The organism is Erwinia magellanica (genome assembly GCF_039023495.1).
Classification (GTDB): Bacteria; Pseudomonadota; Gammaproteobacteria; order Enterobacterales; family Enterobacteriaceae; genus Erwinia.
In genome coordinates this window covers 658173-680859 of the sequence record NZ_JBCHVC010000001.1, presented here as the reverse complement: position 1 = coordinate 680859, position 22687 = coordinate 658173, and the positions used below count along the sequence as shown (strand labels likewise).

The window sequence follows — 22687 nt, the reverse complement described above, 5'->3', positions numbered from 1 at the left end:
TTACAGCATCTTTCACCCAATATTCGCATCCAGTGCGGCGCACAGTTTAAAATGCCTTGAAGTGATTCGCTATCTATTCTGGAAAAAAATATGACTCAACTGGTACTTGCTTCAACTTCTTCCTACAGGAAGTCTCTGCTTGAAAAGCTGGGCCTGCCCTTTATCACTGCTGCTCCACAGGTTGATGAATCAGCGCAACTTGATGAATCTGCTACCGATCTTGTTATGCGGCTGGCTGCGGAGAAGGCCAAAGCCGTGGGGAAAAACTATCCCGCACATCTGATTATTGGTTCCGATCAGGTTTGTGTGATTGATGGCAAAATAACCGGAAAACCGCACACTGAAGAGAACGCTCACCAGCAGTTAAAGCTGGCGAGCGGGCATAGTGTTATTTTTTATACCGGGCTGGCGCTTTTTGACAGTAAACGGAATCAACTACAGGTGGTGTGTGAGCCTTTTAGTGTCGATTTCAGAACGCTAACTGAGAAAGAGATCGTTAATTATGTGGCAAAGGAGCAGCCACTTAACTGTGCAGGCAGTTTCAAAAGCGAAGGGTTGGGTATTACGCTGTTTGAACGGCTTTCAGGGCGCGACCCCAATACGCTGGTTGGGCTTCCGCTGATTGCGCTGTGCGAAATGTTACGTAAGGCTGGCGTGGACCCCTTGATGGGGTAGCGGTTAAGCGGCGGAAGGCGCGTGGTCTGGATGAAGTGGAGACACGGTTCGGGATGATGGCGTTTTATATGGCTTGTTTTGAAGGCACGTTGTCTGAGGGAACTGGTGGTAAGGTTCGGGAAGATGGCGTTTTATATGGCTTGTTTTAAGGGCACGTTGTCTGAGGGATGTGTTGCCTGGTCAGGGAGAGGGGGCTGAACACAAAAACGCCGTGAACCCCTCCCTGGGGGCTGCGAAGCGGCGTCCATGCCGCTTAGCTTTTGCTTATCAGCCCCCTCTCCCTTCCCCACAGCATTGGTGTTGCCTGTTACAGAAAACCAAAACCAACTTCCAAATCCAAATCCAAATCCAAAGCCAAAGGCAAAGCCAAAGCCAAATCCAGCATCAAATCTGGTTTTGACCTGTGTGAACGCCAAACTCACCAACAACACCGAATTCGTTGGGTGGCACCCCGGAGTGCAATAGCCGAGTGTCTGCCGCAGGGATGCGGCAGCCAGGCTTACGCTAATGCCGCGCTAAATATCAAAGTTAACATTTCGCACTGCGGCGTTCCGGATAAGGCACTCCGGAGTGACGCATTTGCACCGATCCGGTTTTGACCTGTGTGAACACCAGACTCCCCAGCAACCCCGAATTCAATGGGTGGCACCACGGAGTACGTTAGCCGAGTGTATGCCGCAGGGATGCGGCAGCCAGGCTTACGCTGATGCCGCGCAACATATCAAAGTTAACATTTCGCACTGCGGCTTCCCGGATAAGGCACTCCGGGGTGACGCCCTTTCCACCGACCAGATTTTGACCTTTGTGAAAACCTGGCCCACCAACAACACTGAATTCAATGGATGGCACCACTTCACCGCCCCCGGTTTTATCTGCACCCTACTCCTGACCAAACAGCGGGATCGCCTTACCGGTAATATAGCGTTTGCGCAATTTTGCGGAGACGATATCCATCGCCATCACAACCACCACCAGAATCAGGGTGATAAACATCACCACGTCCCAGTTCCACAAGCGCATATTCTCGGCATAGACCAGACCGACACCGCCCGCACCGACAAAACCCAGTACCGCAGCCGATCGGGTGTTAGACTCAATCTGATAGAGACTCAATGCCAGAAATGCCGGGAAGGACTGGGTAAAAATGGCGTAACGATGTTTTTGTAATGAATTAGCCCCCACTGCATTCAGCCCCCTGCCCGGCGAGCGCTCTACTGCCTCGTGCCCTTCCGCATAGAGCTTGCCCAGCAGACCCACATCCTGCATCACAATTGCCAGCACGCCAGCCAGCGGCCCCATTCCAACGGCACGCACGAAAATCAGCCCCCAAATTGCCATATCGATACCACGAAGAATATCCAGCAGACGGCGTATCACCATCGCCACAGGGCGCAGCGCTTGGGATGACATCACGTTACGTGCGGCCAGAAACGACAGCGGTAACGCTATCAGCGTGGCGGTAATGGTGCCGGCAAAAACAACTGCCAGCGTGATGAAAATTTGATTGAAATAGTAAGCAAACGGCCAGTTTGCCACATCGTGCCAGACAAACATCCGCAGAAAATAACGACCAATTTGCGAACAGCCCGTGGCTAACTGCGCCCAGGAAATGCCGAACATATTAAAAAAGAAGAGATAATAAAGCAGCACGGCGGTAGCGATCATGCCAAGCCTGCGCAGATAGCGACGTTGCAAAGAGAACAGCTCGCTGTGCTTCGCTTTCATACTGTTTAAAGAGTCAGAACCGGCCAAGGCGATCATGCTGCTCTCCCCTCCACCACCCAGCGGCGCAGATGGCCGGAAAAAGTATCCAGAAGCGACACCACCACAATAATCAACAAAATGGTCATACTTACCTGATCGTAGCGATCCAGCTTGATATTGGTCATCAGCTCCTGACCAATTCCTCCGGCCCCTACCAGCCCGAGAATGGTGGACTGGCGGAAATTTACCTCCAGACGCATAAAGCTGTAAGAGAGAAACACCGGCTTCACCTGCGGCCAGAGCGCAAAGCGCATCCTTTGTATGGGGCCAGCCCCACAGGAGGCCATGCCTCGTCCTGGCTTGTCCGATGCGCTCTCGATAGCTTCATAGAAGAGTTTGGTGAGGCTGCCGATAGTGTGCAGCGCCAGCGCCAGAAAACCTGGGATGACGCCGATCCCAAAGGCCATCACAAACATCACCGCCCAGGCCAGTTCCGGCATGGTGCGTAAAAAGGCTACCGCGGTGCGGATGGCATAGCGTAGCCAGACCGGGGAGTGAGTGTTGTCAGCGGCAAGAAACGCGAGGAAAACGGCAGCCATCACCGACAGCAGCGTTGCCGCCAGCGCCAGATTAAGCGTTTCCCAGATTAACGGCAGCTGAATATGCAGCCGGTAACCCCAGTAAGCCAGCGAGCCTTGGGTATGTCCGTCAGCAAACAGCCGGTTCCAGTGCAACACTGGCAGCGTTTCGCCAAGGTAATCAAAAAAATGAGGAAGCGACGTCCAGAGGGTAGTCAGGCTGAATTCGGCGAGATTGCCGGAAGCCAGATAAAGAGCCAGAAGGATCAGCGACCAGAGGAGCGTATCGCGTTTCTGCCTGCCACGAACTTGCTGATAATAGCGCTCAAAATCAGTGTTATGCATAAATTAACCGGTTAAGAGTTGAAACAAAAAGAGCGCCTGCTCAGTGACCTGAGTCAGGCGCTCCCGCAGGGCGACTTAGCGCGCGCCCTTAGTCAGTTCACGCTTCATATCAATGATATTCTGGTAATCAGCCACGGTAGCGGGGCCGATATGCTGTGTGCCGCCCATCGCTTTGATAAAGCAGCTGTGGTTCTCTGTATCCAGCTTTTTGATGGCGGCGACCAGCTTAGGTTTGAAATCGGCATCCAGCTTGTTGCTCACCAGGATCGGGCCGTTAGGGATCAGCGGCGATTCCCAGATAATACGGATTTGCTTCATCAAATCGGGGTGATCCATGCGGATCATGCGGGTAAATGCCCCGCTGGTGAAGCCGGTGTCGTAATCGCCGATCATGGAAGCCCAGGTCACTGCGCCTTCAAACTGACCATTCAGTACGCCTAAAACATCCTGCTCATGGCCGCCGGAGAAGGTCACGCTTGAGAAGAAGCCGTTGTACTTATCATCCACGCTGCCGCCAAACTCTTTCCTGAAGGTCTGATTAGGGATAAGGAAGCCCGAGGTGGAGTCCGGGTCAGCCATCCCGAAAGATTTGCCTTTCAGATCTGACAGTTTCTTATAAGGGCTGTCAGCTTTCACGATAACCACTGAGTGGTAACCTTTTGATTTATCCGTGTCGTCTACCGCAATACCCACAACCTCTACCGCTTTGGGATCTTTAATATAGACAGAGGCATAGGAAGAGGGAGACATGCTCAGCACCATATCCACTTTGCCGCCCAGCAGCCCCTGAATAACGCCGGAGTAGTCGGAAGAGTTACGTAGTCTGGTCTCTGTCCCCAGCTCTTTATCGAAGAAATCCTTTACGCACTGGTTATCACCGATCTGCTGCGTGGCGTTCTGTCCCCCCAAAATGCCTAAATTCAGTTCTTTTGGCGTGGCAGCCTGAGCAAAGCCGGACGCCATTACGCTGGCCAGAAGTGAGGTTAATAATAATTTTTTCATTGCCGGGTCCCAAAAGATCTTAGTTAAATTGCGTCATCTCTTCGCCATACAGCGTATGGAGAAGCTCTTCGGTTAACTGCGACGGATGTCCGTCAAACACGATGCGCCCCTGGGCAATACCAATGGCGCGGGTACAGTACTCTTTCACCAGCTCAACCGAATGAAGGTTGACCATCACGCTGATGCCGTTGTCGCTCACCTGACGCAGGACATCCATAATGCGACGGGTGTTTTTCGGATCGAGCGAGGCGACAGGCTCATCGGCCAGCAGAATTTTGGGGTTTTGCATCAGCGCACGGCAGATTGCCACACGCTGCATCTGTCCCCCGGAGAGGTTTTCCGCACGCTGTAACGCCTGCGGCAGCATGTTCAGCCACTCCAGCAGGCCAATAGCCCTGGCGCGATCGGCATCCGGGAAGATTTTGAAAAAGGATTTCAGGGTGGAAGTCTGACTGAGACGGCCAAGCAGAACATTAGTGAGCACATCCAGACGCGGAACCAGGCAGAAGTCCTGGAAAATCATGCCGCACTCGCTACGCCATTCGCGCATCTGGCGCGCATTCAGCGCAACGATGTTCTGCTGCTCACCGGATTCGCGATAATTCAGGATCTCGCCCTCTGTGGCGGCAAGAGTGCCGTTCAGCAGATGCAAAAGCGTGGATTTACCCGCTCCGGAACGTCCGACAACGGCCACCAACTCACCGGCATGCAGATCAAAATTAATCTCCTGCAACACAGGATTTTGCGCGTTGTACGCTTTGCCAAGGCCTCTGACGGCCAGAACTTTTTTCTGCGCCGTGCGCAGCGGCGAGACCTCAGGAGCGGGGGCCGGTTTCAACAGTGCCTGTGCCATAATCTTTCCCGTAGTGAGTCAGGCATTACGCCTTGTGCGCCCTATTAACGGCGAGCGCAGTGACGATTTAATGACAGCGGGATGATGAAAAAATGACGCGGGAAAAAGTGACAACGTCACAGTTGCAGCGTCAAGCCGTCACAGGCTGCGGCTACGCCTGGCGGCAGCGCATTCTCTGCCAGCCAGTTATCCACCTCATGCCCGATATGGGTCAGCCAGGTTTGCTGGGGGGCAAGCTGTTGATGTAAAGCCAGCGCCAGCGAAATGTCATTGTGGTTGCGCGGCGGCAGGTCGCTGGGGGCATAACTACAGTCGAGAACCAGGTGATCGATTTTTCGCTGCTGAAGCCAGTGCAGCGTCTCCACAGGCAGCCCGACGGTATCGGTAAGGTATGCCAGCCTGAAACCCTGATGCTCAATCAGATAGCCGAAGGTGATTTTTGAATGAATCAGCGGCAGCGGCGTAAACAGCAGATCGCCGCAGGGAAGCGGATCAAAAGGTCGCAGGAAAGGTTGAAAGGCGAGCAGGCCGGGATGGCGATAGAGATCGTCACATCCCTCTTCATCGGGCGGACAGTAAACCGGAATTTTGGCTCCCATCCCCCAGCGCAGCGCAAACAGCCCCTGCACGTGGTCCATATGAAAATGGGTCAGAAAAATGCGGTCCAGCTCGCCCGGCGCAAATTGCTCCTCCAGATGGCACTGTCCCGCATCCAGTAGCGTGGTTTCGCCACCCTGGCGGATTAATGCGCTGGAGGGCGTGCGCCTTCGCGCGGAGTGCTGCTGAGCACCCAGACAGGCGGCGCAATCGCAGCCAAAAACCGGAACCTGGCGGACGTCACCGGTGCCTAAAAAAGTGAACTGCATGATGTTCGGTCTCCCTTGCAGCATAGTGCTCATCGCTCAGCCATCTGCGCGGCACAAACTCATAATGATCTTTAGCCTGACGACCTGAGACAGAGTGGTTCCGCTGGCGAACCGGCTTCCCTCTCCGCCTGCTCTGCCAGCAGCGCCACCAGCTGATTCAGCGTCTGGCTCAGCGGGCCGTCATTGTTCAGCATCATGCAGCAAGCGGGTGCGCCTTCTGCGGCACGGCGAAGGCGCTGCGCTATCTGCTCCTCTCCTTCCCTGCCGCGCTGCCGCAGCCGCTGAGCCAGCACACCGGGCGAAACTTGCAGGCACACCGGCAGCAGCTGCGTACCATAACGCTGTTCAACGGCTGGCAGGTGTAGCCGTGACCCGTTCACCACAACGTCAAGATCCTGCGCCAGCCAGAAGTCGATTTCGATGCCCACCGCATAGGCCTGTTGATGCGCCAGCCAGTCAATTGCGAACAGCCCTTTTGCGCGCCGTCGGTGAAACTCCGCCTTGCTGAGGGCAATATGATTTTCGCCCCCGGCATCAGCAGCCCTGGTAATGTAACGATGCGCCACCACCACACCTTCGGGTGCGGCCTCGCGCAGCGCGTTCAGCAGGCTGTCCTTGCCTGAACCGGATGCGCCCATCAACCAGATAAGCCTGGCCATCAGTAAACCGCCCGTCCTTTCGCCCAGGTTGAGCGCACGTGGACCTGCCCCTGATGGTGATTCACCAACACCAGATCCGCGCGTTTGCCTTCCGCAATCACGCCGCGATCGGTCAGGCCGATAGCGCGCGCAGGGTTGCTGGTCACCAGCGCCACAGCGGCGGGCAGCTGATAGCCATTGTTCTCATCGCGGGCGATACGGAACGCCGCATCCAGCAGGCTGGCGGGATAATAATCAGATGAGAGAATATCCAGCAGCCCCAGCGCGGCGAGTTGATGCGCCGCCACGTTGCCCGAGTGCGAACCGCCGCGCACAATATTCGGCGCGCCCATCAGCACCTGTAAACCCTGCTTACGGGAAGCGCTTGCCGCCTCCAGCGTGGTGGGGAATTCAGCAATCACGCTGCCCAGGGTTTCAGACTCCTCAACATGCGCCAGCGTGGCGTCGTCATGGCTGGCCAGCGGGATCTGATAGTGCCGGCACCAGGCTGAAATCGCCTCGCGGTTGGGCTTCGACCAGCGCTCAGCTAAGCGCAGCTGGCTGGACTCAAACTCGTCCATTTGCCGATCGTTCAGGTTGTACTTGCCCTGGAAATAAACGCGGTACTTTTCCAGCGAGGTGTACTGGCGCTGCCCCGGCGAATGGTCCATCAGCGAGACCAGCGACAGCTCTGGCGTCTGCATCAGCTGCTCAAACAGCGGCAGCGTCGAGTCATGCGGCAGCTCGCAGCGCAGATGCAGACGATGTTCGGCGCGGTTCAGGCCATGCTGTTCGCTGTAGCGGATGGCATCGATCATCTTTTGCAGATTATCCAGGCGATGGCCCCCATCCCGCACATCCCCTACCCCAATGGCATCCAGTACCGTGGTGATGCCGTTGGCCACCATCAGCGCATCGTGACTGCTCATGGCGGAGTGCGCAGGCCAGTCTACTTTTGGACGCGGCGTAAAGAACTTATCAAGGTTGTCGGTATGCAGCTCCACCATTCCCGGCATCAGCCAGCCGCCCTCACCATCGATTGCCGCCGGCGACTGGCTGCTGGTATCGGAGAAAGCCTGAATAATGCCGTTCTCACACGCCAGCGAGCCGCTGACCACTTCATTTTCCAGAATCAGTTTGACGTTATTGATGATCATACGGCGCGCTCCGCAATGGGGTTCATCACATAGAGACGGTTAGCAATCCGTTCCCGGACGGCGTTATCGTGAAAGATGCCTACTACAGCCGCGCCGCGATCGCGGGCCTGTTCAATCAGGCTGACCACCGCAGCGCTGTTGGCGCTGTCCAGCGAAGCAGTCGGCTCATCCAGCAGCAGTACCGGATAGTCGGCAATAAATCCGCGGGCGATATTCACCCGCTGCTGTTCGCCCCCGGAGAAGGTGGAGGGAGCAAGATCCCACAGGCGGGAAGGCACGTTCAGGCGGCTGAGCAGCAATTTTGCCCGCTCTTCACTCTCCTGCCGCTCCACCCCGCGCTCACGCAGCGGCTGGGCCACCAGATCGAGCGTGGAAATTCGCGGGATGACCCGCAAAAACTGGCTGACCCAGCCAAGGGTGTCACGCCGCAGCGCCAGAATCTGTCGCGCAGGCGCCGTGACCAGATCAACCCACTCCTGCTGATGTTTAACCCAGATATGCCCCTGGTCCGGCAGATAGTTGGCATAGAGCGAACGCAGCAGCGTGGATTTCCCGCTGCCCGAATGGCCATGCAGCACCACGCACTCACCGGCAGAGACTTGCAGGCTGGCGTGCTCCAGCACCGGCAGTTCGGCGCCATGCTGGTTGTGAAGCACGAAGGTTTTAGACAAATTTTCGACGCGCAGTTGAAGACTCATGGCAAATTCCTGTTTAGGTTGGCTCAATGCTCAGGCGAGGACAGATGAGACCAGCAGCTGGGTATAGGGGTGATGCGGATCGTCCAGCACCCTGTCGGTCAGCCCGCTTTCCACTACCTGCCCATCCTTCATCACCAGCAGGCGGTGCGCCAGCAGACGCGCCACGCCCAGATCGTGAGTGACAATCACCACGGCAAGGTTCAGGTCGCGAACCAGGTTGCGCAGCAGATCGAGCAGGCGCGCCTGTACCGAAACATCAAGCCCGCCGGTTGGCTCATCCATAAACACCAGCCTGGGATGGGTCACCAGGTTACGGGCAATCTGCAAGCGCTGCTGCATACCGCCGGAAAAGGTGCCTGGCAGGTCATCAATACGCGACAGCGGAATCTCCACATCCTGCAACCATCGGCCTGCTTTCTCGCGGATATCGCCGTAATGCCGCTCGCCAACGGCCATCAGGCGTTCGCCGATGTTACCGCCCGCCGAGACCTGCGCCCGCAGTCCGTCCATCGGGTACTGGTGCACCACGCCCCATTCGGTACGCAGCAGGCGACGACGATCGCTTTCACTCCGCGCGTAGAGATCCTGGCCCTGATAAATAATGTTGCCCTGCTGCGGTGCCAGCCGGGCAGACAAGGCCTTCAGCAGCGTCGTTTTTCCCGAGCCGGATTCACCGACAATGCCCAGCACCTCGCCCGGAAAGAGGTCAAAAGAGACGTCGCTGAAGCCTTTGCCCGGCGCATAGAGATGCGTTAGCTGGTTGACCGCCAGCAGCGGTTGGTCGCTGATCATGCTTGTTGCGCCTCTTGTTGCTGATGGCAGTAATCGGTATCGGAGCAGACAAACAGCCGGGTGCCCTGGTCGTCCAGCACCACCTCATCCAGATAGCTGTGGCGGGAGCCGCAAAGTGCGCACGGCTCCGACCACTTCTGCACGGTGAAGGGATGATCGTCAAAATCCAGGCTTTCGACTTTGGTGTAAGGCGGTAAGGCATAGATGCGTTTTTCGCGCCCGGCGCCAAACAGTTGCAGGGCTGGCATCATATTCATTTTGGGATTGTCATATTTCGGGATTGGCGAGGGGTCCATCACGTAGCGGTCATTGACCTTCACCGGGTAGGCATAGGTGGTGGCGATATGGCCGTAACGGGCAATATCCTCATAGAGTTTCACCTGCATGATGCCGTACTCCTCCAGCGCGTGCATGGTGCGCGTTTCGGTCTCGCGCGGCTCGATAAACCGCAGCGGCTCCGGGATCGGCACCTGGAAAATCAGGATCTGATCCTCGGTGAGCGGCGTTTCCGGAATGCGGTGGCGCGTCTGGATCAGCGTGGCATCCACCGTGCGTTCGGTAATGGCCGCACCGCTTACGCGCTGGAAGAAACGCCGGATTGAAACGGCATTGGTGGTGTCATCCGCGCCCTGATCGATCACCTTCAGCACGTCATGCTCGCCTATCACGCTGGCGGTCAGTTGGATGCCGCCGGTTCCCCAGCCGTAAGGCATCGGCATTTCACGTCCGGCAAACGGCACCTGATAACCGGGGACGGCCACCGCTTTGAGGATTGCCCTGCGGATGGTGCGTTTGCTTTGTTCATCAAGGTAGCCGGGGTTATAACCGCTGAGTTCAGTCACGGTGCTTCTCCTGGTATTCGGCACGCAGGCGGTTAAGCAGCTCAACCTCCGCCTGGAAATCAACGTAGTGAGGAAGTTTAAGGTGCGAAACAAAGCCCGCTGCCTCAACGTTGTCAGCATGGGAGAGCACGAACTCTTCGTCCTGTGCCGGGCTGGTGATACGTTCGCCGTACCTGTCTGTTTGCAACGAACGATCCACCAGCGCCATCGCCATCGCCTTACGCTCGGCCCGACCAAACACCAGACCATAGCCCCGCGTTAAGTGCGGCGCGCTATCTTCTGGCGTGGTGAAGCCGTTGACCATCTCACATTCGGTCAGCAGGATTTCGCCAATTTCCAGGGGGAAGCCCAGATCTTCCGGCTCGATCTCTACCGTGACATATCCGGTTCTGATCTCGCCAGCAAAGGGGTGGTTGCGTCCGTAGCCGCGCTGGGTTGAATAGCCTAATGCCAGCAGGAAGCCTTCATCGCCGCGCACCAGCTGTTGCAAACGGGCGGAGCGCGGAGCGGGCCAGGAGGGCGGTTCACGCGTGATGTCCAGCGGCTCGCTGCCGTCATCCTCTTCACGTTGGGCCAGCCCTTCACGGGTCATCAGGTCGAAGATGTGTGGACAGCGCTCATCCAGCGGCTGTTCAGCGCGTGGCGCCTGCGGTGCCTTTCCCTCGGCCAGCAGCGTGAAGTCAAGCAGGCGGTGGCTGTAGTCACAGGTCGGCCCCAGTACCTGACCACCAGGCAAATCTTTATAAACCGCAGAGATACGGCGCTCCAGGCGCATCTTTTCCGTCTGCAACGGCAGGCTGTCTGCCAGGCGTGGCAGCGTGGTGCGGTAGGCGCGCAGCAGGAAAATGGCCTCGACCAGATCGCCACTCGCCTGTTTGATGGCCAGCGCCGCCAGTTCACGGTCGTGAATTCCCCCTTCGGTCATCACTCTGTCTACGGCCAGCCCCAATTGTTGATCGATCTGCTGGCATTGCAGTTCGTTGCCCTCGCTACCCCGGCGCAGGTTTTCCTGTAACTGATGGGCGGAGGCAATCGCCTTTTCGCCCCCTTTAACGGCAACGTACATCAGCAGACCCTCACGTCGGTAGTACGGGGCAGCGCCATCATGTTTTCGCCGCAGGTGAAGATCAGATCAATCCCCTGCGGAAAGCGGTGCGGACGTTCGCGCAGATAGTGCAGCACGCTTTCCGGCAGCTGAGGCGCAATCGCGCGGGACTCCATCAGCCCCGGCCCGCTCAGGCGCAGCGTCAGACCGCCGTTAAGGCTGGCGACTTCAATAATTACCGTGGTGCTTTTCTCGGGTGAATGATTGCTGCCTGGCGAGAACTGCTGAATGGCGGTATCAGATTTGGCATGCAGCAGCGCAAAAGGCACATCGGTCTCTTTGCTGACCGGCGCGCCGGTATGAAAACGCAGGTTAGCCAGCAATGCTTCGTTACTCAGCGTGCTGTCGAGATAAAGCGGTGTTTCACGGTCAACCAAAGTCATCAACACCGCGGTTGCAGCGGGAGAAGCATTGCCCCAGGCAGGAAGCTGCGGCAGCGAAACCATCACCCCCGGCTCGCTCATGGCTTTCAGAATACGGCGAAAAGCCCGCTGCGCATCCGCAACGGGATGGGCAAAACTGGCAAGTAAAGTCATTAATTATCTCCCCGGACAAGGGTGAAGAAGTCGACGCGGCTGCTGGCTATTTCGCGTGCACGCAGGGTGAGTTGCTCCTGGCGGGCGGCGGCCAGCGGCGCAATAATTTTTTGCTGGATCAGTTCCGCGCTGCTGCTCTGCTGCAACAGGGCATCCAACAGGGCGCACAGTTCGGCATGCGCTTTATTGCGGGTAATGAGATAGCTGTATCCGCAAATGCCATCGTCCAGACGCACCACGGCGCGGGTGACCGTGGTATCGCCCAGGATAAAGCGGCGACCGGTGCCGCCCATCCTGGCATGCAGGCGCGTCAGGCCAGTTTCAGGCGCGCGCAGCCGTTCATAGTGGGGGTGAAGATCCAGCGGCTGCCAGCAGGCCAGCAGCTGAGCTGGCTGGCTGTGGGCCAGTACCGAAAGCCAGCGCTTTCTTGCTTTAATGGGGTCCATCTAGTGCTCCAGCGTCAGTTCAATCATGTCGGCGCGCGTCAGGCTGACGGAGTATTCCGCCGCCTTTTGCTCACCGGTGATATTCAGCGTGCGTACGCAAAGCAGCGGAGAGTGCAGCGCCACTTCCAGCAGCTTGCTCTCCCTGGCCTGAGCGCGGCGGGCGGTGATTCGGGTTTGTTTGCGTGATAACGCCAGCGAGAGATGCTGCTGCATATAGTCATGCAGCGACCCGCTGCTGAACTGCTGTAAGGAGGGCCACCAGTGCAGATCGGCCAGATAGTGATTAATGACGCAGACCGGCACGCCGTTGACGCGGCGAAGTGTACGCAGATGGATAACCGTCTCTCCCTCCGGAGAACCCAGCGCAGCGGCAATTTCGGCATTGCAGGGACGCAGCACTGCCAGCAGCCGCTCGCTGGTGGGATGACTGCCCTGCTCCAGCAGGTTCTGACTGAAGCGCGCCTGCGAGTGCAGCGGGTAGTTGTAAGGCCGCATCAGCACCAGAATGCCCACGCCCTGCCGCCGTTGAACCAGCCCTTTGCTGACCAGTTCATCTACCGCACGGCGCAGCGTATGGCGGTTAACGGCGTAGCGTTCCGCCAGCTGCTTTTCAGAAGGCAGATAGTCACCGCAGCGATAATGAGTGCTCAGTTCACTCTCCAGCTGGGCGGCAATAGCCTGATATACAGTGGTCGGATGTCTGGACAGGTTCAGCATCTGAAAATCCTCATTCACAGGGAGGCGGCGGCGTCGTCCGGAAGAAAACCGGGCGACCTGACTTTTTCAATGCAGGTATGTTGCAGGCGCAATATGACAACGGGGTTAAGGCAAGGTGTCCGGAAGATGAATTTGGTTTTAGCGCCTGAGGCAGGCGCTTCAGCGAAGGTGAGGTGGTCTACAAAAACAAGGGATCTCAGCGATCAGGCCGCTACTTCTCCCTCCTTAAAAGTGCTTAACAGAGCCTTCTCAAGCTTCGCGGCCGTAATGGTGAACGGCAGGTGTTGCAGGCTGTCTGGCGGAAAGCGGATCTCTTCAGCGAGCATACGGACTTTTTCCTGCCTGCCAGGGTGCGCAAACGGCAGTGACAGCGGCGTATCAAAACGCTGTAATAAACGCAGCAGAGTGGTGTCAGGCTGCCCGCTCTCCTGTTCAACCAGCGACTGCACCAGCAGGCTGAAACCTACCTTCTCGCCGTGGAGCCAGTGATGTAATTCCGGCTGATGCGTCAGACGGTCGTGGATAACATGGGCAAACCCCGGCGTGGAGAGCCGATCCTGAAAGCTGTTCGCCAGCCCGGCCAGCACGATACTGGCTTCGATGACCTTCTCCAGCGCAGGCGTTACTTGCTGATGCAGATTATCCTCAACCGCCTGCTCTCCCCATTTTTCAAAGATATCTACCGCCTGTCGCGCTGCGGCCACCTTCAGATCCAGGGCCAGGCGGTCAGGATTCTGCCGCTGGTAAGGCTCAAATTCATACCACTTCGCCAGCGCATCCACGATGCCGGACTTCAGGTAGCGGACGTCACTGCGGGCAATCACTTCACTGTCCACCAGAACCCGTTCCGGTAGCCGGTTTAAGGGCTGGCTACGAAGATGGCCGCCCTGCTCGTTATAGATGATTGCCAGCGGTGACCAGGCGGCGCAGGTCGCCGCCAGCGTGGCGAAATTGATTAATGTCAGATCGGGCAGCGCATCATTCACCGCCTTGGCGCAATCCAGCACCCGGCCACCGCCAACAGCCAGAACAACTTTTGTATTCTGCGCAACAAGGTCAGACCTGAGTTTCTCTATGGCCGCATCGGTGCACTCCCCCGTCAGGAAGTCGAGCTGCCAGCGGATACCGGCGCGTTCCAGGCTCTCGCTTAACGCCGGGTTTACCGCCTTCCAGGCCTGGGGAGAAGTGAAGAGATGAATGCGGTGCCCAAATGGCGCCACAATAGCGCCCACTTCGGCTCGTAGTCCGGGGCGTTGCAGATAGGCACCGGGCGATTTAAGGGTAAACATGCTGCTTCCTTTTCCAGTTAACGTCGGTAGGCGAGCGATCTCACCACTCTGTCGCCAATCTTTTGTATGACCTGCACCATCACCAGCAGCACCACAATAGTGGCAGCCATAATCTGGTTATCGAAACGCTGGTAACCGTAGCGGATAGCGAGATCGCCCAGCCCGCCACCGCCCACCACGCCCGCCATTGCAGAAAAGCCAATCAGCATCACGATGGTTAGCGTCATCCCGGCAATCAGTGCTGGCAGCGCTTCAGGCAGCAGCACCCGGCTGACGATATGCCAGAGATTGCCCCCCATTGAGATCACGGCTTCTATACGACCCCGATCGACCTCATCCAGCGCATTCTCAACGATGCGGGCGAAAAACGGGAAGGCACCGAGCGTAATCGGCACGATGGCAGCCGTACTGCCGAGCGTGGTGCCCACCAGCAGGCGGGTAAAGGGGATCAGGGCAATCAGCAGCACCACAAAGGGCAAGGCGCGACCAACGTTTACGACCGTATTCAGCACGGCGGCAAGAGGACGGTTGGGCAAAATGCCCTTCTGCCGCGTCAGAAACAGCAGGCAGCCAACCGGCAGGCCAAGCGCAACGGTGAACACGGCGGCGAGCGCCACCATATAGAGAGTTTCATAAGTTGCGGTCAGCAGCAGATCCTGAAAGCGGTCCCAGTTTACGCCACGCATCTGGTCAACTCTCCACGCTGAAATCTGGCGATAAAGGCCCGATCCGCCGCCCCATCCTGCAACAGCATCTCACGCAGTCGGCTCTCGCTGCGGTTCATGATCTCCGCCACGCTGCCGCTCTCTATCAGTCGGCCCTGTTCAAGCAGCGCCGCGCCGTCACAAATACGCTTTACCACGCCCATTTCATGGGTGATCAGCACAATGGTAATGTTGAGCTGCTGCTGAATATCGGCCAGCAGATCAAGGATTGAGGCGGTGGTTTCCGGGTCCAGCGCGCTGGTGGCCTCATCGCACAGCAAATAGCGAGGCCTGGCTGCCAGCGCACGCGCAATGCCTACGCGCTGCTTTTGCCCGCCGGAGAGTTGTGAAGGCCAGGCCTGAGCAAACTGCTCCAGCCCAACCAGTTGCAGCAAAGCATCGACACGTGCGCGGCGCTCTCTGGCTGGCATCCCGGCGATCTCCAGCGGCAAATCGATATTGTCGTGAACGTTACGGGAATGAAGAAGATTAAAATGCTGGAAAATCATGCCCATCTGCTGACGCTGGCGGCGCAGCTGCGGCAGAGTCAGTTTTGCAATCTCTTCCCCATCTATTTCAATCTGCCCGGATGAGGGGTGTTCCAGCAGATTCAGACAACGCAGCAGGGTGCTTTTTCCTGCCCCGCTTCGTCCAAGAATGCCGAAGATGGACCCCTCCTGAATCTCTAAAGTGATCTTATCTAACGCCGGCGCTGAAGCGCCGGGATAATCTTTGCTGAGATTAGTGAGTTTAATCATGCTTCGCATCCGAAACCGGGATCACCGAGCCGTTATAATTTTTACGGATAAAGTCTGCCACCTGCGGTGATGTCAGATCTTTTGCCAGTTGTAATACACGGGGATCTTTCGCCAGCTCTGGCGTAGTGACCAGCAGGTTGGCATAAGGGTTATGTTCCGCTGACTCCAGCCCTAATGCATCCTTAGAAGGCGTTAACCCTGCTTCAAGCGCATAGTTACCGTTAATGATGGCGGCATCGACGTCATCCAGCGAACGCGGCAGCTGCGGAGATTCAATTTCAATGATTTTGATCTGTTTTGGGTTGTCGCTGATATCTTTTGGCGTCACCAGCGTGGAGGCGGCATCCCCCTGCGCTTTCAGGCGAATAACCCCTTTTTGCTGTAGCAACCAGAGCGCCCGGCTCAGGTTGGTAGTGTTATTAGGGACGGCGATGGAAGCGCCCTGCGGCAGAGCAGCCAGGCTTTTCACTTTACGGGAGTAGATCCCCAGCGGTTCAATATGCACGCTGGCCACCACGCTGAACGTCTTGCCAAGCGCCTTTTCCTGATCCTTCAGGTAGGGCAGATGCTGAAAGTAGTTTGCATCCACATCCCCTGCTGACAGCAGCTCATTGGCGTTGACTCCGCCATTGAGTTCAACAATCTTCAGATCCAGCTTTGGGTCGATACTCTTCACATATTCCAGTATTTCGGCATGCGGTACCGGATCGGCCGCGACGCGCAACGGTGCAGCGTGCAGGCTTTGTGCCACCAGTAGTGAAAGGCCAGCCAGGGTAAATAGTGTTTTATTGATCATCATTATTCTCTTATTGTTATTCACTGTTGCTATGTTCCGGGTAGAAGCGTCTTGCCACTTCAGGGTGCGAGCGCAGGCGGCCTTTCAGGTAATTCCAGCCAACCTCACGTAATAAAGGATTCAGGGGATCGCTGGTGGGGCCAATAGCCAGCCGGGCCAGAGAGTCCGGCAGCGGATAAACCGGTACTACCGCATCCAGCTGCGCGCCAAGGAAAAAGGCCACCGACAGCCGCTCTTTATCCGCTTTTGGCGACACGACGCGATGGATAGTGGCGCGCAGATAACCGTTACTGGCAAGCTCCAGAAGCTCCCCGATATTGACCACAAATGAACCTGGCAGCGGCGAGGCGGCAACCCAGTTATCGGGCGTCACTTCCACCTGCAAACCGGGCTGGTCGTCCTGCAACAGCAGCGTCAGGAAACCGGAATCTTTATGCGCCCCCACGCCCTGAGAGGATTCAGACTCCTGTCGTCCGGGGTAGCGAATCAGCTTGATATGCTCGTTGGGATAGTCGCCGTAAAGATTATCGAAGGCGTTGCGAGGCAGCTCCAGCGCCTCTGCAAAGCCCCGCAGCAGCTCCAGCGCCACCTGCGTCATATCCTGCTGCCAGCCGGTGAGCACAGTTTGTAATTCCGGCAAGGCTTGCGGCCACTGATTCGGCCCCTGCATACGCAGCCAGGTAGGTGACTCTGGAGAATTTACAACCGCCTCGCGCTCGGCACCGATATCAAACTGTTCACGGTAATCAGGCTGGCTGCGGGTGATCTCCACGCCTGCAAGGTTATAACCGCGAAAGTGAGGCGAATTCTCCATTTTTACTTTGAGTTTTTCCTCCTGCGGCAGCGAAAAAAAAGTGCGCGCCACATTCTGTACGCTTTCTGATAACGCCTGCACGACACCGTGATTAATCAGATAAAAAAATCCCACTTCACGTGCGGCCTTGCCAAGTTTCTCAACAGCTTCTTTTCTTTGTTGTTCATCGCCGGTTAACAGGGCGAAATCAATAACGGGTAACGCAAGTGAATCTGAATGGCTCATTCTTTAAGTCCCCTGGGTATCACAAAGAATAACAATGCCATTTCCACCGGGGCTTAACTACGAAGGAATCCTGCAATCAATATGCAAAGAGTGGAATTTCATTAAGGGTAATAAAAGCTATTTTTCGGGCAGGCTTTCCGGCCCCCATTTAATAAAGTGCGGAGGCTGATAAGCGGTTATTTCCGGGAGCGGCTGATCGTAAAGCTCTATTTCCACAAAACAGGTCTGCGCACTGCATCCCTGCCCCAGGCGTGAACTGCCCCGGTCTTCCGTCAGCACATTGGGATTCCCCTGCTTATCCAGCGGCGCAGCTTCCCCACTCATCAGCGGATCGTACCAGGCGCCGGTCGCCATCTGCACCACGCCAGGCAGGATATCGCGCGTCAGATGCACGCCCGCCAGCAGCGCCCCACGGGCGTTAAATACTTTCACAATGGTTCTTTCGCCGATACCACGCTGAGTGGCATCATCAGGATGCATCCAGATCGGTTCCCGTCCGGCTATTTTGGATTGCTGGCTGACTTTGCCGTGATCGTACTGGCTGTGAAGCCGCGTGCGCGGCTGGCTGGAGAGCAGATGCAGCGGCCATTGCTGCCTGAGCCGGGCCTGAGCCTCATACTCCGCCTGATGCCAGTACGCATGGCCGGGCGCCTCCTCATACCCAAAACTCGCCACGGTAGCGGAGTAAAGTTCAATCCTGCCGGAAGGGGTGGAAAGAGGTGCCGCTTTGGGATCTTCACGAAACTCCCGCAGCATGATCTGCGGCCCGTCAGGCCGGGCATACTCAAGCTTGCCGCTCGCCCAGAACTCGTTGAAGGAAGGCAGTGAAATCCCCTGCTCCTCTGCACGGGGCCTTGCTTCCTCGTAGATTGCTGCCAGCCACTCTCTCTCCGTCCGGCCCTGGGTGAACAAGGCTGAGAATTCCAACAGCTTCGACAGCTCCGAGAAGATGGCATAATCAGACTTCGCTTCCGCAACCGCAGGAATGTGCTGTTGCATAGCGATCATAAAGCCGTCGTTGCTGGCGCTGCCGATATCCTCACGCTCGAGTGAAGTGCTGGCAGGCAAGACGATATCGGCAAATTTTGCCTGCGCGGTCCAGAACTGTTCATGCACAATAATGGTCTCCGGATGCTGCCAGGCGCTGATAAGCTTGTTCAAATCCTGATGATGATGAAAGGTGTTGCCGCCTGCCCAGTAGATCAGCCTGATATCCGGATAGGTCAGCCGCTTTCCGTCAAAATCGAACCCTTCGCCAGGCTGCAACAGCATATCGGCAATGCGTGCTACCGGAATGCTCGCTTTGATCGGGTTTTGCCCCACCGGCAAACGCGGGCCGGAGAAAACTCGCCGGTCAGCCCCGGCCAGATTAGTCGAGGCGTAGCCAAATCCCAGCCCTCCTCCGGGCGTGCCAATTTGCCCCAGTAAGGCGGTAGTGGCGACAATGGCCCAGAAAGCCTGCTCTCCCTGCCGCGCGCGCTGCACGGACCAGGCAATATTTATCATGGTTTTACTGCCTGCCAGACGACGGGCAAGTTGACGGATTTCTTCAGGCTGGAGTCCGGTAATCTCCGCTGCCCATTCAGGGCTTTTCGTGACGCCATCCGTTGCGCCGCGCAGGTATGCGGCGTAGTGCGCAAAACCCACCGTATAGCGCTCAACAAAGTCCCGATCGTAAAGCGCCTCCTCAATCAGTACCTGACAGAGCGCCAGCAGCAGCGCGGTATCCGTACCGGGTCGAATAGCGAGCCACTCTGCTTCCGGCACCGAAGAGAGATCGTTTTTCACCGGACTGATATTGATAAAGCGGGTGCCCTGCTTTTGCATTTTTTCCAGCCAGTAGGCCAGCGCATGATCGTTCGCCCCGCCGCCGTTAACCTGTGCGTTACGCAGCGGCAGGCCGCCGATTGCCACAAACAGCTCACAGTTTTCCGCTAATACTGGCCAGTGGGTATGGTGGCGCTGCAACTCATCCAGATCGCCCAGAATATGGGGTAGCGTGCGCTCACCGGCGGCGATACTGTAGGTATTGGTACTGGCGGTATAGCCGCCAAACTGATTCAGAAAACGGTGAAGCTGGCTTTGGGCGTGGTGAAACCGCCCGGCGCTGGACCAGCCGTAGGAGCCGCCGTAGATCGCCTGATTACCGTGCTGCTGCTTTACCCGCGCCAGTTCGTCGGCCACCAGCTTTAACGCCACTTCCCAGCTGACTTCGACAAAAGGTTCTTTGCCACGCGCGCTGCGTGAGGCCGCCTTCCCCTGAAGAAAGCCCAGCCTCACCGCCGGTCGCGCTACCCTTGATGCTCCCTGGATTGCACCAGGCAACGATTCGCTAATCTTTGAAGGATTGCGATCCCACTCTACGGGTTTTACCTCCGTCAGCATGCCCTCTTCGACGGTTACCCGGCAGGTGCCCCAATGCATCACGGCTAAATCATTATTCTTCATCTGGTTATGTCTCGCGGCGGATTCGGCGCGCCAGGCGCGTACCAAAGGTCTGAAGCAGCTGGACGATAACGATCAGTACCAGCGCAGTGGAGAAGGTGGCAAAAGCATCAAACCGCTGGTAGCCGTAGGTGATGGCTAAATCGCCAATGCCACCCCCGCCCACCGTTCCCGCCATTGCGGTCGCGCCCAGCAGGCCGATGGTGGCCGTGGTGAGCGCCAATACCAGTGAAGAGGCGACTTCCGGCAGCATGAAATACCAGATGGTCTGTAGCGTGGTAGCCCCCATGGCCTGCGCAGATTCAAGGATACCCTCATCCACCTCCAGCAATGCGCTCTCCACCAGCCGCGAAATATAGGGTGCGATAAAGATGACCAGCGGCACAATGGCTCCCGGCGTGCCAATGGTGGTGTGCACCAGCAGACGCGTCAGCGGCAGGATAGCGATCAGCAGAATAATGAACGGCAGCGAGCGGATAACGTTAACAATCGGGTTCAGCACCTGATGCACAAATCGGTTGGGCAGAATGCCGCCCGGACGGCAAATCACCAGCACGATGCCCAGAGGGATGCCGGCCAGTGCACCAAACCCCAGTGAGACGGCGATCATCACCGCAGTATCGTGTAAAGCGAGCAGGAACTGGTCGCCGGTGACGGCGGTATCAAAAAAGTCAGACATAGGTGATTTTCACTCCCGATTCGCTGAGGACAAGAGTGGCCGCTTCGGTCTGCGACTGTTCGCCTTTGATCTGCACGATCATAAAACCCAGAATAGTGCTCTGCACTTCTGACATATTGGCAAACAGGATATTGACCTCTACGGGGAAGTCGCGGATCAGACGGTTGATAATGGGTTGTTGAGCGGTAGTGCCAATAAATTCCAGCCGCAACGCCTGCGTGCTTTCTTCCTGCCCCAGCAGAGCTAAGGTCTGTTCCGGCAGGCGGTCGTGGATCACCGACTGCACAAAACTGGCGCTGACGGCATGCTGAGGGTTGCCAAACAGACTCAGCACATCACTCTGTTCGACAATGCGCCCCTGCGCCATCACCGCCACTTTATTGCAGATTTTCTGTACCACCGACATTTCGTGGGTGATCAGCACGATAGTGATGCCATAGCGCTGATTTATCTCTTTCAGCAGCAGCAGGATCTGCACCGTGGTCTGCGGGTCCAGCGCCGAGGTCGCTTCATCACAGAGCAGCACAGAGGGATTGGTCGCCAGCGCGCGGGCGATACCGACCCGCTGTTTTTGACCGCCGGAAAGCTCATCGGGAAAGCTGCCAGCTTTATCACTCAGGCCGACAAAGGCCAGCAGCTCTTCTACCCTGGCGCGAATAAACGCTTTTTCACGCCGCTGTAAAATCAGCGGGATCGCCACGTTGTGAAAGACGGTTTTTGCATTCAGCAGATTAAAATGCTGAAAGATCATGCCAATGTCTTTCTTGACCTCATTCAGTCGGGATTTGCTGACGCTCTGCAACGATTCCCCGTTTACCAGCACTTCGCCTTTGCTGGGGGTTTCCAGGTGATTAATCAGCCGCAGGAGCGTACTTTTCCCCGCCCCGCTGGTGCCGATAACGCCAAAGATATCGCCCTTTTCAATAGTGAGGTCGATCTGGTCAAGGGCCAGGAACTCCACGTTCTGACGTGAAAAAGTTTTACTGACGTTACGAAACGCAATGGTTGGCTGGCTCATTTGAAATAGTCTGGCAGCAGATAGCCCTGATACTCAGCATGGCTTTGGATATACTGTTTGAATTCAGCGGAGTGATAGCCAGCGATAATATCTTTGGCAAAGGGGGCTTCTCTGTTTTTGCCGGCGACGGTTACGATATTGATGAAGTTGCTGGTGGGATCTTCCAGCTTAAGCGCAGAATTAAGTTTCATACCGCTGGAGACGGCAAAGTTACCCTGTATGACGCCGTAATCGACGTCAGGCAGCGCCCTGACCTGCTGCGCATTATCCATCTCTTTCAGCACGATTTTATAGGGGTTTTCCGTGACATTTTTCTGGGAGAAGGTGGCAGGATCGCTTTTTGGGCTGATTTTTATCCAGCCGATACTTTGTAATAACAGCGCGGCGCGATACTCATTAGAGGCCTGATTGGGTACCGAAACCGTAGCGCCAGGCGCGGGCTTTGTCGTTTTGTTTTTATCTGAGTAAAGCCCCATCGGCGGCGTGGGCACCTGGACAATCCCGACGTTATCGATGCCTAACCGGTCGTTTACCGATTGCAGATAAATGGGGTGTTGCATGATATTGGCCTCGATGCTGCCGCGATTAACCGCATCATTCACCTGAATACCATCGCTGAAGTCTTTATATTCTATCTTATAGCCTTTTTTAATTAACCAGGGCGCCACCCCTTTTTCAAACTGCTCTTTATAAGGGCCAGGATTGAAACCGATCCTTATCACTTTATTATCATCTGCATGGGCTGCTGCCAGCAGCGTGAATGACGAGAGCAGGCTTAATACCATCCCCGGTAAAAGCTGTTTTTTCATAAATAAATCCTTATTACGGATAATAAAAAGAAAGAGATTAAATCACAGCAAAACCTGGCAGGAGAAGCTAATCTCGCACGTCGCTTCGGCTTTTTTGTACTAAGGATAGTTACTGGCTGAAATAACGTTTAACGGGAATCGATAGCTATTTTTCTGCTAATCAACGGGCTTTATTTCAATGTTAACGCAACGGGAG

General features: G+C 56.4%; 24 protein-coding genes. 1 reads left to right on the top strand and 23 read right to left on the bottom strand.

Annotated features, from left to right (window positions below):
- Nucleotides 1-90: 90 nt before the first annotated feature.
- Nucleotides 91-675 (top strand): Maf family protein, encoded by a 585-nt coding sequence (locus AAH450_RS03090; protein WP_342908862.1) that lies wholly within the window; start codon nucleotides 91-93, stop codon nucleotides 673-675.
- Nucleotides 676-1554: 879 nt separating this feature from the next.
- Here AAH450_RS03090 and phnE (AAH450_RS03085) read toward each other — a convergent pair.
- The 23 genes from phnE (AAH450_RS03085) to AAH450_RS02975 all read right to left on the bottom strand — a co-directional run bounded on the left by phnE (AAH450_RS03085) (nucleotide 1555) and on the right by AAH450_RS02975 (nucleotide 22491).
- Nucleotides 1555-2436, bottom strand: a complete 882-nt coding sequence (phnE, locus tag AAH450_RS03085; RefSeq protein ID WP_342908861.1) for a phosphonate ABC transporter, permease protein PhnE — start codon at nucleotides 2434-2436, stop codon at nucleotides 1555-1557.
- Nucleotides 2433-3302 (bottom strand): phosphonate ABC transporter, permease protein PhnE, encoded by an 870-nt coding sequence (phnE, locus tag AAH450_RS03080; RefSeq protein ID WP_342908860.1) that lies wholly within the window; start codon nucleotides 3300-3302, stop codon nucleotides 2433-2435. The genes phnE (AAH450_RS03085) and phnE (AAH450_RS03080) overlap by 4 nt, the downstream gene beginning before the upstream one ends.
- A gap of 75 nt (nucleotides 3303-3377) precedes the next feature.
- Nucleotides 3378-4304 (bottom strand): phosphonate ABC transporter substrate-binding protein, encoded by a 927-nt coding sequence (gene phnD / locus AAH450_RS03075; protein WP_342908859.1) that lies wholly within the window; start codon nucleotides 4302-4304, stop codon nucleotides 3378-3380.
- A gap of 19 nt (nucleotides 4305-4323) precedes the next feature.
- A complete protein-coding gene (gene phnC / locus AAH450_RS03070) occupies nucleotides 4324-5157 on the bottom strand; it encodes a phosphonate ABC transporter ATP-binding protein (protein WP_342908858.1) in 834 nt (277 codons plus the stop codon).
- 116 nt (nucleotides 5158-5273) lie between these two features.
- Nucleotides 5274-6023, bottom strand: a complete 750-nt coding sequence (gene phnP / locus AAH450_RS03065) for a phosphonate metabolism protein PhnP (RefSeq protein ID WP_342908857.1) — start codon at nucleotides 6021-6023, stop codon at nucleotides 5274-5276.
- A gap of 71 nt (nucleotides 6024-6094) precedes the next feature.
- Entirely contained in the window at nucleotides 6095-6682 is a 588-nt protein-coding gene (phnN, locus tag AAH450_RS03060; RefSeq protein WP_342908856.1) for a ribose 1,5-bisphosphokinase, read from the bottom strand.
- Nucleotides 6682-7818, bottom strand: a complete 1137-nt coding sequence (gene phnM / locus AAH450_RS03055) for an alpha-D-ribose 1-methylphosphonate 5-triphosphate diphosphatase (RefSeq protein ID WP_342908855.1) — start codon at nucleotides 7816-7818, stop codon at nucleotides 6682-6684. Before phnM ends, phnN begins: the two co-directional genes overlap by 1 nt.
- On the bottom strand, nucleotides 7815-8516 hold the full coding sequence (gene phnL / locus AAH450_RS03050; protein ID WP_342908854.1) for a phosphonate C-P lyase system protein PhnL: 702 nt from the start codon (nucleotides 8514-8516) through the stop codon (nucleotides 7815-7817). The genes phnM and phnL overlap by 4 nt, the downstream gene beginning before the upstream one ends.
- A gap of 30 nt (nucleotides 8517-8546) precedes the next feature.
- Nucleotides 8547-9308 carry a phosphonate C-P lyase system protein PhnK gene (gene phnK, locus AAH450_RS03045; protein ID WP_342908853.1) on the bottom strand — a complete coding sequence of 254 codons (762 nt, stop codon included), beginning with the start codon at nucleotides 9306-9308 and terminating at the stop codon, nucleotides 8547-8549.
- Entirely contained in the window at nucleotides 9305-10150 is an 846-nt protein-coding gene (locus AAH450_RS03040; protein ID WP_342908852.1) for an alpha-D-ribose 1-methylphosphonate 5-phosphate C-P-lyase PhnJ, read from the bottom strand. The genes phnK and AAH450_RS03040 overlap by 4 nt, the downstream gene beginning before the upstream one ends.
- A complete protein-coding gene (locus AAH450_RS03035) occupies nucleotides 10143-11216 on the bottom strand; it encodes a carbon-phosphorus lyase complex subunit (protein ID WP_342908851.1) in 1074 nt (357 codons plus the stop codon). The genes AAH450_RS03040 and AAH450_RS03035 overlap by 8 nt, the downstream gene beginning before the upstream one ends.
- Nucleotides 11216-11791, bottom strand: coding sequence for a phosphonate C-P lyase system protein PhnH (phnH, locus tag AAH450_RS03030; RefSeq protein WP_342908850.1), 576 nt, complete (start codon nucleotides 11789-11791; stop codon nucleotides 11216-11218). The genes AAH450_RS03035 and phnH overlap by 1 nt, the downstream gene beginning before the upstream one ends.
- Nucleotides 11791-12237 carry a phosphonate C-P lyase system protein PhnG gene (gene phnG, locus AAH450_RS03025; protein ID WP_342908849.1) on the bottom strand — a complete coding sequence of 149 codons (447 nt, stop codon included), beginning with the start codon at nucleotides 12235-12237 and terminating at the stop codon, nucleotides 11791-11793. The genes phnH and phnG overlap by 1 nt, the downstream gene beginning before the upstream one ends.
- Nucleotides 12238-12951, bottom strand: coding sequence for a phosphonate metabolism transcriptional regulator PhnF (gene phnF / locus AAH450_RS03020; protein ID WP_342909561.1), 714 nt, complete (start codon nucleotides 12949-12951; stop codon nucleotides 12238-12240).
- A gap of 206 nt (nucleotides 12952-13157) precedes the next feature.
- The gene (locus tag AAH450_RS03015) at nucleotides 13158-14243 is read right to left on the bottom strand and encodes an iron-containing alcohol dehydrogenase family protein (RefSeq protein ID WP_342908848.1); all 1086 of its coding nucleotides are present in this window, start codon (nucleotides 14241-14243) and stop codon (nucleotides 13158-13160) included.
- A 17-nt stretch (nucleotides 14244-14260) separates the two neighbouring features.
- The gene (locus AAH450_RS03010) at nucleotides 14261-14929 is read right to left on the bottom strand and encodes a methionine ABC transporter permease (protein WP_342908847.1); all 669 of its coding nucleotides are present in this window, start codon (nucleotides 14927-14929) and stop codon (nucleotides 14261-14263) included.
- Nucleotides 14917-15705, bottom strand: coding sequence for a methionine ABC transporter ATP-binding protein (locus AAH450_RS03005; protein WP_342908846.1), 789 nt, complete (start codon nucleotides 15703-15705; stop codon nucleotides 14917-14919). Before AAH450_RS03005 ends, AAH450_RS03010 begins: the two co-directional genes overlap by 13 nt.
- Nucleotides 15698-16501: a MetQ/NlpA family ABC transporter substrate-binding protein gene (locus AAH450_RS03000; RefSeq protein ID WP_342909560.1), complete on the bottom strand. Its 804-nt coding sequence runs from the start codon at nucleotides 16499-16501 to the stop codon at nucleotides 15698-15700. The genes AAH450_RS03005 and AAH450_RS03000 overlap by 8 nt, the downstream gene beginning before the upstream one ends.
- Before the next feature lie 16 nt (nucleotides 16502-16517).
- On the bottom strand, nucleotides 16518-17540 hold the full coding sequence (locus AAH450_RS02995; RefSeq protein ID WP_342908845.1) for an isopenicillin N synthase family dioxygenase: 1023 nt from the start codon (nucleotides 17538-17540) through the stop codon (nucleotides 16518-16520).
- 117 nt (nucleotides 17541-17657) lie between these two features.
- Nucleotides 17658-19988, bottom strand: coding sequence for a molybdopterin-dependent oxidoreductase (locus AAH450_RS02990; protein WP_342908844.1), 2331 nt, complete (start codon nucleotides 19986-19988; stop codon nucleotides 17658-17660).
- Between the two features lie 4 nt (nucleotides 19989-19992).
- A complete protein-coding gene (locus tag AAH450_RS02985; protein ID WP_342908843.1) occupies nucleotides 19993-20664 on the bottom strand; it encodes a methionine ABC transporter permease in 672 nt (223 codons plus the stop codon).
- Nucleotides 20657-21682 carry a methionine ABC transporter ATP-binding protein gene (locus AAH450_RS02980; protein WP_342908842.1) on the bottom strand — a complete coding sequence of 342 codons (1026 nt, stop codon included), beginning with the start codon at nucleotides 21680-21682 and terminating at the stop codon, nucleotides 20657-20659. The genes AAH450_RS02985 and AAH450_RS02980 overlap by 8 nt, the downstream gene beginning before the upstream one ends.
- The gene (locus AAH450_RS02975; RefSeq protein ID WP_342908841.1) at nucleotides 21679-22491 is read right to left on the bottom strand and encodes a MetQ/NlpA family ABC transporter substrate-binding protein; all 813 of its coding nucleotides are present in this window, start codon (nucleotides 22489-22491) and stop codon (nucleotides 21679-21681) included. The genes AAH450_RS02980 and AAH450_RS02975 overlap by 4 nt, the downstream gene beginning before the upstream one ends.
- Nucleotides 22492-22687: the final 196 nt, after the last annotated feature.

What these genes read in the sequence shown, in the direction of transcription:
- AAH450_RS03035 (WP_342908851.1), bottom strand. Translation starts at nt 11,216, where the DNA reads ATGTACGTTGCCGTTAAAGGGGGCGAAAAGGCGATTGCCTCCGCCCAT.
- phnC (WP_342908858.1), bottom strand. Translation starts at nt 5,157, where the DNA reads ATGGCACAGGCACTGTTGAAACCGGCCCCCGCTCCTGAGGTCTCGCCG.
- phnN (WP_342908856.1), bottom strand. Translation starts at nt 6,682, where the DNA reads ATGGCCAGGCTTATCTGGTTGATGGGCGCATCCGGTTCAGGCAAGGAC.
- AAH450_RS02995 (WP_342908845.1), bottom strand. Translation starts at nt 17,540, where the DNA reads ATGAGCCATTCAGATTCACTTGCGTTACCCGTTATTGATTTCGCCCTG.
- phnP (WP_342908857.1), bottom strand. Translation starts at nt 6,023, where the DNA reads ATGCAGTTCACTTTTTTAGGCACCGGTGACGTCCGCCAGGTTCCGGTT.
- phnH (WP_342908850.1), bottom strand. Translation starts at nt 11,791, where the DNA reads ATGACTTTACTTGCCAGTTTTGCCCATCCCGTTGCGGATGCGCAGCGG.
- AAH450_RS02975 (WP_342908841.1), bottom strand. Translation starts at nt 22,491, where the DNA reads ATGAAAAAACAGCTTTTACCGGGGATGGTATTAAGCCTGCTCTCGTCA.
- AAH450_RS03000 (WP_342909560.1), bottom strand. Translation starts at nt 16,501, where the DNA reads ATGATCAATAAAACACTATTTACCCTGGCTGGCCTTTCACTACTGGTG.
- phnE (WP_342908861.1), bottom strand. Translation starts at nt 2,436, where the DNA reads ATGATCGCCTTGGCCGGTTCTGACTCTTTAAACAGTATGAAAGCGAAG.
- AAH450_RS03010 (WP_342908847.1), bottom strand. Translation starts at nt 14,929, where the DNA reads ATGCGTGGCGTAAACTGGGACCGCTTTCAGGATCTGCTGCTGACCGCA.
- AAH450_RS02980 (WP_342908842.1), bottom strand. Translation starts at nt 21,682, where the DNA reads ATGAGCCAGCCAACCATTGCGTTTCGTAACGTCAGTAAAACTTTTTCA.
- phnK (WP_342908853.1), bottom strand. Translation starts at nt 9,308, where the DNA reads ATGATCAGCGACCAACCGCTGCTGGCGGTCAACCAGCTAACGCATCTC.
- phnL (WP_342908854.1), bottom strand. Translation starts at nt 8,516, where the DNA reads ATGAGTCTTCAACTGCGCGTCGAAAATTTGTCTAAAACCTTCGTGCTT.
- phnD (WP_342908859.1), bottom strand. Translation starts at nt 4,304, where the DNA reads ATGAAAAAATTATTATTAACCTCACTTCTGGCCAGCGTAATGGCGTCC.
- phnG (WP_342908849.1), bottom strand. Translation starts at nt 12,237, where the DNA reads ATGGACCCCATTAAAGCAAGAAAGCGCTGGCTTTCGGTACTGGCCCAC.
- phnM (WP_342908855.1), bottom strand. Translation starts at nt 7,818, where the DNA reads ATGATCATCAATAACGTCAAACTGATTCTGGAAAATGAAGTGGTCAGC.
- AAH450_RS02985 (WP_342908843.1), bottom strand. Translation starts at nt 20,664, where the DNA reads ATGTCTGACTTTTTTGATACCGCCGTCACCGGCGACCAGTTCCTGCTC.
- phnE (WP_342908860.1), bottom strand. Translation starts at nt 3,302, where the DNA reads ATGCATAACACTGATTTTGAGCGCTATTATCAGCAAGTTCGTGGCAGG.
- AAH450_RS03005 (WP_342908846.1), bottom strand. Translation starts at nt 15,705, where the DNA reads ATGATTAAACTCACTAATCTCAGCAAAGATTATCCCGGCGCTTCAGCG.
- AAH450_RS03015 (WP_342908848.1), bottom strand. Translation starts at nt 14,243, where the DNA reads ATGTTTACCCTTAAATCGCCCGGTGCCTATCTGCAACGCCCCGGACTA.
- AAH450_RS02990 (WP_342908844.1), bottom strand. Translation starts at nt 19,988, where the DNA reads ATGAAGAATAATGATTTAGCCGTGATGCATTGGGGCACCTGCCGGGTA.
- AAH450_RS03090 (WP_342908862.1), top strand. Translation starts at nt 91, where the DNA reads ATGACTCAACTGGTACTTGCTTCAACTTCTTCCTACAGGAAGTCTCTG.